This is a genomic window from Humibacter sp. RRB41 (assembly GCF_022761015.1).
Classification (GTDB): domain Bacteria; phylum Actinomycetota; class Actinomycetes; order Actinomycetales; family Microbacteriaceae; genus Humibacter.
Map to the genome: position 1 here is coordinate 899367 of NZ_JAKWJQ010000001.1, position 11394 is coordinate 910760.

An 11394-nucleotide genomic window follows, 5' to 3' on the forward strand; every position below is an offset into this window, starting at 1 on the left:
AGACGGACAAGAAGGAGCAGGACGTGGCCGCCGAGCAGACGACTGCCGACAAGCCCGTCGAGACTGCGGCAGGCACGGACACCACGAGCCGTGACGCCCGCGATTCACGTCGTGGCGGACGCGACCGCAACCAGGGCGGTCGTGACCGCAGCGGCCGCGACACCGACAAGAGCCAGTTCCTCGAGCGCGTTGTCACCATCAACCGCGTCTCGAAGGTGGTCAAGGGTGGTCGTCGCTTCAGCTTCACCGCACTGGTCGTCGTCGGAGACGGCAACGGCCTGGTGGGTGTCGGCTACGGCAAGGCCCGCGAGGTGCCGCTGGCGATCTCGAAGGGCGTCGAAGAGGCGAAGAAGAACTTCTTCCGCGTTCCTCGCGTCGCCAACACCATCCCGCACCCTGTGCAGGGCGAAGCCGCGGCCGGTGTCGTGCTCCTCCGTCCGGCCGGCCCCGGTACCGGTGTCATCGCCGGTGGCCCGGTGCGTGCCGTACTCGAGTGCGCAGGCATCCACGACGTGCTGAGCAAGTCCCTCGGTTCGTCGAACACCATCAACATCGTGCACGCGACAGTTGCCGCGCTGCAGCAGCTCGAGGAACCTCGTGCCGTTGCCGCCCGACGCGGGCTCGACTTCGACGAGGTCGCTCCCGCGCGGTTGATCCGTGCAGAGGCACAGGCGGCAGAGGCCGCCCGGACCGCGAAGGCTGGTGCGTGATGGCACAGCTCAAGGTGACCCAGATCAAGTCCAAAGTAAGTGAGAAGCAGAACCAGCGCGACACGCTTCGCAGCCTGGGTCTGAAGCGCATCGGTGACGTCGTCGTTCGTGAGGACACTCCTCAGAACCGTGGCTACGTCAAGACGGTAGCTCACCTGGTGAAGGTCGAGGAGATTGACTAATGGCTGACGAGAAGAAGGTCGAGGCCGTGGCGGCCGAGACCGCTCCCGCCAAGAAGGCGCCCGCGAAGAAGGCGACCGCCCCGAAGTCGGATGCCGCTGCCAAGCCGGCCGCGAAGGCATCCGCCGAGAAGAAGGCGCCTGCCGCCAAGGCGACTGCGGCGAAGGACGACAAGAAGTCGTCCGACGCCAAGGCACCAGCCAAGGCGACCGCGAAGAAGGCTGAGGCCGGTACGGCTGACGCGTCGAGCGCAGCGGCCCCCAAGGCAGCTGCCGCGAAGAAGAAGAGCACGGCTGACACTCCGTCGCGCCCGCAGGTTCTGAAGGTGCACCACCTTCGCCCTGCTCCAGGAGCGAAGAAGGACCGCACCCGCGTCGGACGCGGTGAGGGCTCGAAGGGTAAGACGGCCGGTCGCGGTACCAAGGGAACCAAGGCGCGCTACCAGGTGCGCCCGGGCTTCGCGGGTGGCCAGCTGCCGTTCCACATGCGTTCGCCGAAGCTGCGCGGGTTCAAGAACCCGTTCCGCATCGAGTACCAGGTCGTGAACCTCGGCAAGCTGGCCGAGCTCTACCCGGCCGGTGGCGACGTGACCGTGAGCGACCTCGTCGCCAAGGGTGCTGTTCGCAAGAACGAGAAGGTCAAGGTCCTGGGCAACGGCGAGATCGCCGTCAAGCTGAACGTCGTGGTCGACAAGGTCTCCGGTTCTGCCGAAGAGAAGATCGTCGCGGCCGGGGGCTCGGTCAAGTAGGCTCCCACCGCCGCCGGATTCCAGGCATCCGGATTCACACCGTAAAGTAGTGCAGTCGGGTGGCCACCACGGCCACCCGACTGACTCCTTACCGGAAAGCAGGACGTCACTTGTTCAACGCCGTCGTGCGGATCTTCCGCACCCCGGATCTTCGTAAGAAGATCGGCTTCACGCTCGCGATCATCGCGCTGTTCCGTCTGGGATCGTTCATTCCGGCCCCGTTCGTGGACTTCAGCAACGTTCAGGCGTGTCTGTCGGCCAACCAGGGCACGACCGGTCTCTACGAGCTGGTCAACCTCTTCAGCGGCGGTGCGCTGCTGAAGCTGTCCATCTTCGCGCTGGGCATCATGCCGTACATCACGGCATCGATAATCGTGCAGCTGCTGCGCGTGGTCATCCCTCACTTCGAGGCCCTCTACAAAGAGGGTCAGGCAGGTCAGTCGAAGCTGACCCAGTACACGCGCTATCTCACGATCGCACTCGGTGTGCTGCAGTCCACCACCCTCATCACGGTCGCCCGCAGCGGCGCCCTGTTCGGCTCGAACAGCACGTCGCAGTGCTCGCAGCTGATCACGGATGACTCGTGGTACGCCGTGCTCCTGATGGTCGTCACGATGACCGCCGGCACCGGCCTCATCATGTGGATGGGCGAGCTGGTGACCGAGAAGGGCATCGGCAACGGCATGTCGCTGTTGATCTTCACGTCGATCGCCGCGCAGTTCCCCACGTCGCTCTGGGCGGTCGAGCAGACCTCCGGCTTCGAGATCTTCCTGGTCGTGATCGTGATCGGCCTGTTCATCGTCGCGGCGGTGGTGTTCGTCGAACAATCGCAACGGCGCATCCCTGTGCAATATGCGAAACGCATGGTCGGGCGGCGCACCTACGGCGGCAACAACACGTACATCCCGATCAAGGTGAACATGGCCGGTGTCATCCCGGTGATCTTCGCCTCGAGCCTCTTGTACCTGCCAGCCCTGATCGCGCAGTTCAACCAGCCGGCTCCCGGCAAGGAGCCGGCGCCGTGGGTGACCTGGATCACGAACTACCTGACGCAGGGCGATCACCCGCTCTACATGCTGATCTACGCGCTGCTCATCGTCGGCTTCACGTACTTCTATGTCGCGATCACCTTCAACCCTGAAGAGGTCGCCGACAACATGAAGAAGTACGGCGGGTTCATCCCCGGCATTCGCGCGGGGCGTCCGACCGCCGAGTACCTCGACTACGTGTTGACGCGCATCACGCTTCCTGGATCGCTCTACCTCGCCGTGGTCGCCCTCATCCCGCTGGTCGCCTTCTCGTTGCTGGGCACCAGCCAGAACTTCATGTTCGGAGGAACGTCGATTCTGATCATCGTCGGTGTCGGCCTGGAGACGGTCAAGCAGATCGACTCGCAGCTGCAGCAACGCCACTACGAAGGGCTGCTCCGTTGACCGAAGCGCACGAAGAGCGGAATCGAGAGCGCGGCGCGCGCCTTCTGATCGTCGGTCCTCCTGGCTCGGGCAAAGGAACACAGGCGACGTTCGTCGCCGATGCGTACGGCATTCCGGCCATCTCGACGGGCGACATCTTCCGTCACCACATCACCCACCAGACCGAGCTCGGCATCAAGGTGAAGGCGATCGTGGATGCCGGCGACTACGTTCCCGACGACTTGACGAACCAGCTCATCGCGGCGCGGCTGTCCGAGCCCGATGCTGCGAACGGTTTCCTGCTCGACGGGTACCCCCGAACGCTCGACCAGGTGGACTTCCTCGACGAGCTGCTCGCTTCAGACGGCAAGCTGGAGGCGGTCATCCGTCTCACCGCCGACAAGGACGAACTCGTGAAACGCCTGACTCACAGGGCCCACGAGCAGGGTCGCGCCGACGATACCGAAGAGGCGATCCGTCACCGCCAGGATGTCTACAACGCGCAGACGGCGCCGATCATCGAGGTGTATCGCGAGCGCGGGCTCGTCGCCGAGGTCGACGGCATCGGCTCGGTGGACGAGGTGGCGGCGCGCATCCGCGAGGCGTTGGCCGCCCGTGGGATCGGCGAGGCCGGCGACACGGCAGCGGCCTGAGGCGACGACCTCGTGCCAGGCATCCGGCGATCGATTTACAAGTCGCCAGCCCAACTGAGGCTCATGCTCGAGCCCGGTCTCGCGACGGCCGACAGCCTCGATGCAGTGAGGCGTGCGGCGAAGGCCGGCATCACGACTCTCGAGCTCGACACGCTCGCCGAGCGTGCGATCCAGGCACGGGGCGGGGCATCGAACTTCAAGCTGGAGCCGGGCTACCGACACACGATCTGCGCATCGGTGAACGATGAGATCGTGCACGGGATCCCGGGGGAGCGCGTGCTGCGCCCAGGGGACATCCTGTCGATCGACTCGGGGGCGATCCTCGACGGCTGGAACGGCGACGCTGCCCTCACCATGGTTTTGGACGATGGGGAGCGGCCCGATCTGGTCGCCGAACGGCGGGCGCTCAGCGACGTGACGGAGGAGTCGCTCTGGCAGGGGATCGCGGCGCTGTCGCGGGCATCCCATCTGAACGAGGTGGGTGACGCCATCGAGGCGTACATCCTGTCGCGGGGCGACTACGGAATCCTCACCGACTACATCGGGCACGGCATCGGCCGGCGCATGCACGAAGCGCCTCCGGTGTTCAACTACAGCGTGCGGCAGAAGGGGCCGGAGGTGCGGCCCGGTCTCGTCGTCGCGATCGAACCGATGGTCGTGGCCGGCTCAGCCGACACCTACGTGCGCGACGACGGATGGACCGTGGCCACCGAGGACGGCTCGGCCGCCGCGCACTGGGAGCACTCCGTCGCCGTGCACAAGGACGGCATCTGGGTGCTGACCGCCCACGACGGCGGCGCCGCCGGCCTGAAGCAGTTCGGCATCACCCCCGTACGGCCCGCCTAGTCCTGCTGTCGCGTCGCCACTCGCCGCGTCGGTCGTAGGCTCGATCCGTGCCTGTCTTCATGATCGACGTGCTGCCGGCGGATGCCGCAGCCGATCCAGCATCGACCATACGTCGCTTCGACGAGGGGGTGCCCACGCTCGATGTGCGGGACCTCGGTGCCGCGCGCGGAGACGGTGTCTTCGAAACGATCGGCGTCGTCGGCGGATACCCCCAGGCCCTGGATGCCCATCTGAGCAGGCTGGCGAGCTCCGCCGCGCTGCTCGACCTGCCTGCGCCGAACGCGGCGCAGTGGCGGCACGCGATCAGCATCGCGGCGGTGTCGCTCCCCGCTGACCGCCAGGGCGGCCTGAAGGTGGTCATCACGCGAGGTGTCGACGGTGGCGTGCCGACCGGGTGGATCGTGGCGACGCCCGCCGAGGGAGACTTCGCCGAGCGGGAGACCGGCATTCGAGTCGTGACCCTCGATCGCGGTTACACGAGCGACGTCGCCGAGCGCGCGCCCTGGCTCCTGGCAGGAGCCAAGACGCTGTCGTACGCCGTGAACATGGCGGCGATCAGAGAGGCGCGCCGCCGTGGTGCCGACGACGTGATCTTCGTCAGCTCGGATGGGTACGTCATGGAGGCGCCGACGTCGACCGTGATCCTGCTGTTCGGCGACCGCATCGTCACGCCACGGACCGACATCGGCATTCTGCCGGGCACGAGCCAGCTGAGCGTGTTCGAGTTCGCGCACTCCCGAGGACTGCGCACCGAAGCGGCGCTCCTGATGGCATCCGAATTGACGGCGGCGGATGCCGCATGGCTCGTGTCGAGCGTGCGTCTGGCTGCCCCGATCACCAGCGTCGACGGCGTCGAAGTGCCCGTCGACGCCGAACTGACGCGAGCGATGAACGCTGCGCTGCTGGCCAGGCAGAACTGAACACGGGGCTCGCGCGACCCGCGCAGGGCACGGTTCGTGCGGGGGTGAAGCGCGGAATTCTACGATCGTGTGCCGCGTTGAAGCAAGAGCCACGCTGAACCCAAGTGGCAATCACGGCCGGAATCACCTAGGATTGATCTTTGGTGTCTTGCACCCGTTTTGCGGTGCGTGCCTTCGGGCGCATCCGGCATCACCCATCCACCGCACGACCGGCACTGGAGTGCCTGAAGCGATAGAGAGGCTATGGCCAAAAAAGACGGCGTAATCGAGATCGAGGGATCCGTGGTCGAGGCGCTGCCCAACGCGATGTTCCGTGTTGAGCTCACCAACGGTCACAAGGTTCTGGCCCACATTTCGGGCAAGATGCGTCAGCACTACATCCGCATCCTCCCTGAGGACCGCGTGATCGTCGAGCTGAGCCCCTACGACCTCACCCGTGGCCGCATCGTCTACCGCTACAAGTAATCAGTCGCACGGAAAGTAACGGCCCATGACAACGGAAGCATCAGCATCCGCCTGTCCTGGTGCACGACGACAGCGATAAGGAACATCACCATGAAGGTCAAGCCCTCCGTCAAGCCCATGTGCGAGCACTGCCGCGTCATTCGCCGCAATGGTCGCGTGATGGTCATCTGCTCCGCCAACCCGCGTCACAAGCAGAGGCAGGGTTAGTCCTGCGCGCTTCGGCGCGGCAGGGGAGCACCAAGACGCATAACTGAATAGCGAGAACGTCAGCATCAACAAGCGGCGAGAGCCGTGGACACCTCGGGTTGGAGGCCCGGGCACCGATGCTGGCCCACACCTCCACTCACTCACAGGAGAAGCCAGAATGGCACGTCTAGCAGGCGTTGACATCCCGCGCGAGAAGCGCCTGGAAGTCGCCCTCACTTACATCTACGGCATCGGCCGCACTCGTGCGCTCGAGACGCTGAAGGCCACCGGGGTCTCGGGAGACGTCCGGGTCAAGGACCTCAGCGACGACGACCTCGTCGCGCTCCGCGATCACATCGAGGGCACCTACAAGGTGGAGGGTGACCTGCGCCGCGAGGTCGCCGCCGACATCCGCCGCAAGGTCGAGATCGGTTCGTACCAGGGCCTGCGTCACCGCCGCGGCCTGCCCGTGCGCGGACAGCGCACCAAGACCAATGCGCGCACCCGCAAGGGACCGAAGCGCACCGTCGCCGGCAAGAAGAAGGCCCGCTAGGCCTCCGGCTAGCGCCTCGAGATCTCAGGAGTAGAAGATGGCAGCACCTAAGTCGGCCGTACGCAAGCCGCGCAAAAAGGAAAAGAAGAACATCGCCGTGGGCCAGGCCCACATCAAGTCGACGTTCAACAACACGATCGTTTCGATCACCGACACCAACGGTGCCGTGATCAGCTGGGCGTCCTCCGGCGGCGTCGGCTTCAAGGGCTCCCGCAAGTCCACGCCGTTCGCGGCGCAGCTCGCGGCAGAGTCGGCCGCCCGCCAGGCGCAGGAGCACGGCATGAAGAAGGTGGATGTCTACGTCAAGGGCCCGGGTTCGGGTCGCGAGACAGCCATCCGCTCGCTGCAGGCCGCCGGCCTCGAGGTGGGCTCGATCAACGACGTGACGCCGCAGGCGCACAACGGTTGCCGCCCGCCGAAGCGCAGGCGCGTCTGAGTTCGTCGCTGGTCGAGTAGCGACCGCGAAGCGGACGCGTATCGAGACCGGGTCAAGTGATCTCGATACGCGTGCTCGTTCCTCGCTCGCTGCTCGATCAACGGTTCTTCATAACTCAATACCTCAATAGAGCAAGCGTCATATAGCGGACGCTTAGCCGAAAGGAATCAATAGTGCTCATCGCACAGCGCCCAACGCTCACCGAAGAGAACATCTCGGAATTCCGCTCGCGGTTCGTCATCGAACCGCTCGAGCCGGGCTTCGGGTACACCCTCGGAAACTCCCTCCGTCGCACGCTGCTGTCGTCCATTCCGGGCGCGGCGGTCACGAGCATCCGTATCGACGGAGTGCTGCACGAGTTCACGACCATCCCGGGCGTGAAAGAGGACGTCACCGAGATCATCCTGAACATCAAGGGACTCGTCGTCTCCAGCGAGCACGACGAGCCGATCACCGCCTACCTGCGCAAGCAGGGCTCTGGTGAGGTCACGGCCGCCGACATCTCGGCTCCGGCGGGTGTGGAGATCCACAACCCCGAGCTCGTCATCGCGACGCTGAACGAGAACGCACGCTTCGAGGTCGAGCTGACCATCGAGCGCGGTCGCGGCTACGTCTCGGCGCAGCAGAACCGCAACGAGTACAGCGAGGCCGGTCAGATTCCGATCGACTCGATCTACTCGCCCGTTCTCAAGGTCACCTACCGCGTGGAGGCCACGCGTGCCGGTGAGCGCACCGACTTCGACCGTCTCGTCGTCGATGTGGAGTCCAAGCCGGCGATCAGCCCGCGGGATGCCATCGCCTCCGCAGGCCGCACCCTCACCGAGCTGTTCGGTCTCGCCCGCGAGCTCAACTCGCAGGCCGAGGGCATCGAGATCGGCCCCGCGCCGGTCGACGCTGTGCTCAGCTCCGAGCTGTCGATGCCGATCGAGGACCTCGAGCTCTCCGTGCGGTCGTACAACTGCCTCAAGCGCGAGGGAATCAACAACGTCAGCGAACTGGTCTCGCTCTCCGAGACGCAGCTCATGAACATCCGCAACTTCGGTCAGAAGTCGGTGGATGAGGTCAAGGACAAGCTGACGGAGATGGGCCTGTCGCTCAAGGACTCGGTTCCCGGGTTCGACGGCACCCACTTCTACAGCGCCAACGACGACGAGTACCGCTGATTCGTCGCGGGCCACACCACCTGATCTGACAACGGCCGATCCGGCCACACAAACGGAGAAACGACAATGCCTAAGCCGACCAAGGGCCCCCGTCTCGGAGGCGGACCCGCACACGAGCGTCTGATGCTCGCGAACCTGGCTGCCGCCCTTTTCACGCACAAGCGCATCACGACGACCGAGACGAAGGCCAAGCGCATGCGTCCGCTCGCCGAGCGTCTGATCACGTTCGCCAAGCGTGGTGACCTGCACGCCCGTCGCCGGGTGCTCGGTGTCATCAGCGACAAGGGTGTGGTCTACGAGCTGTTCGACGTGATCGCGCCCCAGGTGGCCGACCGTCAGGGCGGCTACACCCGCATCACCAAGATCGGCAACCGCAAGGGCGACAACGCCCCCATGGCCGTGATCGAGCTCGTGCTCGAGCCCGTGACGCCGAAGCGCAAGGCGCCTGCCGCGACGAAGTCGCCGGCGGCCAAGGAAGCCGAGAAGGCCGCCAAGGCGGCAGCCGAGGCAGAGGCCGTCGAGCAGACCACCGCCGACGAGACCGCTGTCGAGGCGGAGTCGAACGACGCTCCTCAGAGCGAGGCGGCGGAGAGCGAGCCTGCGGAGAGCGAGGCCGTCGAGGCCGAGGCGACCGAAGAGGCAGCGGAGGCCGTCGAGGCCACCGACACCGACGACGAGAGCATCGACGCCGGCGAGGACGACGCCAAGTAATACCCTGCGCCGGGCAGCGAACGCTCGGCCGCACATCGAACGATGCGCCGTACGGAGACACGCTCTCCGTACGGCGCATCGTTCGTTTTTCGGCCCTGCGCCGTGCAGAGTGCACGCCGCGCTCTTCATAGGATGGAGGGTGTGATCGACGCTACGAGCGAGCCGACCGCGCGCACGCGCATCCGCCTCGATATCGCCTACGACGGCACGAACTTCAACGGCTGGAGCAGGCAGCCGCACCAGCGCACAGTGCAGGGCGTGCTCGAACGCGCGCTGCACACCCTGTTCCGCAAGCACGGGGCCGTGCCGACGCTGACGGTCGCCGGCCGAACGGATGCCGGCGTGCACGCCATCGGCCAAGTTGCGCACCTGGACCTCACCGCGGAACAGGTCGACGCGCTGATTCGGCAACTGAAGGCGCGCAACGCCGCCGACGACGCGAATGCCGCAGTCGCGCTGGGCAGGCGACTCACGGGCATCCTGGGCGCCGCCGACTCCGACGTTGCGGTCGTGGGGGCATCGCTGGCCGAGCCGGGGTTCGACGCCCGCTTCTCCGCTCTGTGGCGGCGCTACGAGTACCGGGTGGCGGATGCCTCGGCGGTCAGGAATCCGCTTACTCGCACTACCACGTTGCAGTATCCGTCGGTGCTCGACCTCGAGGCGATGGATGACGCAGCAGGGACGTTGCTCGGACTGCACGACTTCGCGGCGTTCTGCAAACCCCGCGAGGGGGCCACCACCATTCGCACGCTGCAGCACTTCGCATGGCGGCGCGACGCCGGCGGCGTGCTCGTCGCCGATCTGCGGGCGGATGCCTTCTGCCGAAGCATGGTGCGCGCGCTGGTCGGCGCCTGCGTCGCGGTGGGGGAGGGCAAGCTCGCGTTCGGTGATCTGGCACTGCTGCGCGACGTCGGCGCACGCTCGGGCGCGTTCAAGGTGATGCCGGCGAAGGGTCTGACGCTGATGGAGGTCGGCTATCCGCATGGCGCGGAGCTCGCGGCCAGGGCTGAGCTGACTCGCGCCAGGCGCGAGCTGTGAGTGCGGCGCCCGCAGGTGCTGGGCGATCAGGGTTGGGCGACCAGGGATGGGCGATCCGCGTGAGCGTGCTCTCCAGGTGCGGGAGTGCCGTCCGCGTCGAGCACCTCGGACTCGGAGGCGCGCTCGACGAGCGTGTCGACCGGTTCGGTGGGCGCACCACTCGGCATCGCGGCATAGGCGGCGTTGCGGGCCAGTCGCAGTGGCGTGCCGACAGCGAGCGCCATGTAGCCGATGGCGCTGTGGTCGTGTCGCCCGAACGCGCGCTTGCGTTCCCATGCCCGCCGCAATGGTCCGCCCCGGCTGACTCGCAACGCCGACCGTACGGGCAGGCGGGATGCCTCGCGCAACGCGACGAGCATGTCCAACTGGTCAGCCCAGTCATCGTCGGCCTCGGGGTGGAAGTAGTTGTCTTCGCGCCAGCCGTCGATCACGCGCTTGAACCGTGCGGAGATCAGATCGCGTGACGTGCCCAGCAGCCCGCTGCCCATGAACACCTCGTTGATGAGCTTGCCGGTGACGCCGAAGTCGGCCAGAACGAGCGACGGCACGTCGTGCGCGATCGCCTCCAGCGTCGCCGTCGAGCTCACCGTGACGAAGCCGACGGCTCTGGCGAGGTGGTCTCCCATCGCACCGGTCTCGACGACCAGGTTCGGCGGCGGATCCTCCGGCATCAGATCGGGGAGCGGATGCCGCTCCTTGTGCGTCTGCCCCTCGCCGCCGACGGCCCGGATCTTGACGACCACGCGGAGGTCGGGGTTGGCGCGCGCCGCGTCGGCGAGCCAGCCCATCAGCATCCGTCGCGCCTCGAGACCAGCGGGAACCGCTGCTTGGGCGGCGAACACGATGCTGTCGCGCTTCGGCGCGGAACGTATGCCCGAAGCGGAATGCAGGAATGGCAGTGTCGAGAGGCCGAACCGGTGAGTCGTGTCGTGCTCGGCCGCCAGGGCTCGGTACTCGCGGATCTCCCGGTGGCTGTGCAGCACGAAGAGGTCGGCCTGGGCTCGCAGGAAGAGACCCTTCCATTTGGCGGGCGTCGAGATGCCGGGGAGCCCCGTCACGATGACCGGCCTGCGCGGAACACGCCGGATGAGCTCCCCGATCAGCACCTCGGCGATCGGGCCTCTGGTGGCGACCAGCACGGCATCCGGCCGCTCTACGCGCACGCGCTCGACGATGTCAGACCTCTGCAGTCTCTCGATCGTCGCACCGTTCGGTCCGACCGCGTTGACCAGTTGCGTGTCGCTGGCCGTGGCCGCCGTGTTCACGGCGACCAACGAGGTCTCCCAGCCGTCGGGAAGCGTCGCGAGAAGGCTCGCACCCCACTTGACGAACGAGTCCGAGTCGACGATTCCGATGATCCTGCGCGGCATCGG

At 66.4% G+C, this 11394-nt stretch carries 15 protein-coding genes; 14 read left to right on the forward strand and 1 reads right to left on the reverse strand.

Going from position 1 to position 11394, the window contains the following annotated elements; genetic code table 11:
- Positions 1-23 precede the first annotated feature (23 nt).
- The 14 genes from rpsE to truA all read left to right on the forward strand — a co-directional run bounded on the left by rpsE (position 24) and on the right by truA (position 10021).
- Positions 24-710 carry a 30S ribosomal protein S5 gene (gene rpsE, locus MJ603_RS04335; protein ID WP_243062727.1) on the forward strand — a complete coding sequence of 229 codons (687 nt, stop codon included), beginning with the start codon at positions 24-26 and terminating at the stop codon, positions 708-710.
- Positions 710-892 carry a 50S ribosomal protein L30 gene (gene rpmD, locus MJ603_RS04340; RefSeq protein ID WP_210416002.1) on the forward strand — a complete coding sequence of 61 codons (183 nt, stop codon included), beginning with the start codon at positions 710-712 and terminating at the stop codon, positions 890-892. The genes rpsE and rpmD overlap by 1 nt, the downstream gene beginning before the upstream one ends.
- Positions 892-1638: a 50S ribosomal protein L15 gene (rplO, locus tag MJ603_RS04345; protein ID WP_243062422.1), complete on the forward strand. Its 747-nt coding sequence runs from the start codon at positions 892-894 to the stop codon at positions 1636-1638. The genes rpmD and rplO overlap by 1 nt, the downstream gene beginning before the upstream one ends.
- A gap of 110 nt (positions 1639-1748) precedes the next feature.
- Positions 1749-3071: a preprotein translocase subunit SecY gene (secY, locus tag MJ603_RS04350; protein ID WP_243062423.1), complete on the forward strand. Its 1323-nt coding sequence runs from the start codon at positions 1749-1751 to the stop codon at positions 3069-3071.
- Positions 3068-3703, forward strand: a complete 636-nt coding sequence (locus tag MJ603_RS04355; RefSeq protein WP_243062424.1) for an adenylate kinase — start codon at positions 3068-3070, stop codon at positions 3701-3703. The genes secY and MJ603_RS04355 overlap by 4 nt, the downstream gene beginning before the upstream one ends.
- Positions 3704-3724: 21 nt before the next feature.
- Positions 3725-4549: a type I methionyl aminopeptidase gene (gene map, locus MJ603_RS04360; RefSeq protein WP_374230840.1), complete on the forward strand. Its 825-nt coding sequence runs from the start codon at positions 3725-3727 to the stop codon at positions 4547-4549.
- 59 nt (positions 4550-4608) lie between these two features.
- The gene (locus MJ603_RS04365) at positions 4609-5469 is read left to right on the forward strand and encodes an aminodeoxychorismate lyase (protein WP_279238817.1); all 861 of its coding nucleotides are present in this window, start codon (positions 4609-4611) and stop codon (positions 5467-5469) included.
- A 243-nt stretch (positions 5470-5712) separates the two neighbouring features.
- Entirely contained in the window at positions 5713-5934 is a 222-nt protein-coding gene (infA, locus tag MJ603_RS04370) for a translation initiation factor IF-1 (protein ID WP_021759551.1), read from the forward strand.
- A 90-nt stretch (positions 5935-6024) separates the two neighbouring features.
- On the forward strand, positions 6025-6141 hold the full coding sequence (rpmJ, locus tag MJ603_RS04375) for a 50S ribosomal protein L36 (RefSeq protein ID WP_243062427.1): 117 nt from the start codon (positions 6025-6027) through the stop codon (positions 6139-6141).
- Between the two features lie 157 nt (positions 6142-6298).
- Positions 6299-6673 (forward strand): 30S ribosomal protein S13, encoded by a 375-nt coding sequence (gene rpsM, locus MJ603_RS04380; RefSeq protein WP_243062428.1) that lies wholly within the window; start codon positions 6299-6301, stop codon positions 6671-6673.
- 37 nt (positions 6674-6710) lie between these two features.
- On the forward strand, positions 6711-7109 hold the full coding sequence (gene rpsK, locus MJ603_RS04385) for a 30S ribosomal protein S11 (protein WP_243062429.1): 399 nt from the start codon (positions 6711-6713) through the stop codon (positions 7107-7109).
- A 173-nt stretch (positions 7110-7282) separates the two neighbouring features.
- Entirely contained in the window at positions 7283-8272 is a 990-nt protein-coding gene (locus tag MJ603_RS04390; protein ID WP_243062430.1) for a DNA-directed RNA polymerase subunit alpha, read from the forward strand.
- Positions 8273-8338: 66 nt separating this feature from the next.
- On the forward strand, positions 8339-8983 hold the full coding sequence (rplQ, locus tag MJ603_RS04395; protein WP_243062431.1) for a 50S ribosomal protein L17: 645 nt from the start codon (positions 8339-8341) through the stop codon (positions 8981-8983).
- Positions 8984-9124: 141 nt separating this feature from the next.
- Complete coding sequence (gene truA, locus MJ603_RS04400; RefSeq protein WP_374230818.1) at positions 9125-10021, forward strand: tRNA pseudouridine(38-40) synthase TruA; 897 nt, start codon at positions 9125-9127, stop codon at positions 10019-10021.
- 26 nt (positions 10022-10047) lie between these two features.
- Here truA and MJ603_RS04405 read toward each other — a convergent pair whose 3' ends face one another.
- Complete coding sequence (locus tag MJ603_RS04405; RefSeq protein WP_243062433.1) at positions 10048-11391, reverse strand: DUF6716 putative glycosyltransferase; 1344 nt, start codon at positions 11389-11391, stop codon at positions 10048-10050.
- Between the last annotated feature and the right edge of the window lie 3 nt (positions 11392-11394).

Excerpts from the sequence above, each read along its gene's own strand:
- rpsM (WP_243062428.1), top strand. The coding sequence starts at position 6,299 with ATGGCACGTCTAGCAGGCGTTGACATCCCGCGCGAGAAGCGCCTGGAA.
- MJ603_RS04405 (WP_243062433.1), bottom strand. The coding sequence starts at position 11,391 with ATGCCGCGCAGGATCATCGGAATCGTCGACTCGGACTCGTTCGTCAAG.
- rpmD (WP_210416002.1), top strand. The coding sequence starts at position 710 with ATGGCACAGCTCAAGGTGACCCAGATCAAGTCCAAAGTAAGTGAGAAG.
- infA (WP_021759551.1), top strand. The coding sequence starts at position 5,713 with ATGGCCAAAAAAGACGGCGTAATCGAGATCGAGGGATCCGTGGTCGAG.
- rpmJ (WP_243062427.1), top strand. The coding sequence starts at position 6,025 with ATGAAGGTCAAGCCCTCCGTCAAGCCCATGTGCGAGCACTGCCGCGTC.
- rpsK (WP_243062429.1), top strand. The coding sequence starts at position 6,711 with ATGGCAGCACCTAAGTCGGCCGTACGCAAGCCGCGCAAAAAGGAAAAG.
- MJ603_RS04365 (WP_279238817.1), top strand. The coding sequence starts at position 4,609 with ATGATCGACGTGCTGCCGGCGGATGCCGCAGCCGATCCAGCATCGACC.
- rplQ (WP_243062431.1), top strand. The coding sequence starts at position 8,339 with ATGCCTAAGCCGACCAAGGGCCCCCGTCTCGGAGGCGGACCCGCACAC.
- rplO (WP_243062422.1), top strand. The coding sequence starts at position 892 with ATGGCTGACGAGAAGAAGGTCGAGGCCGTGGCGGCCGAGACCGCTCCC.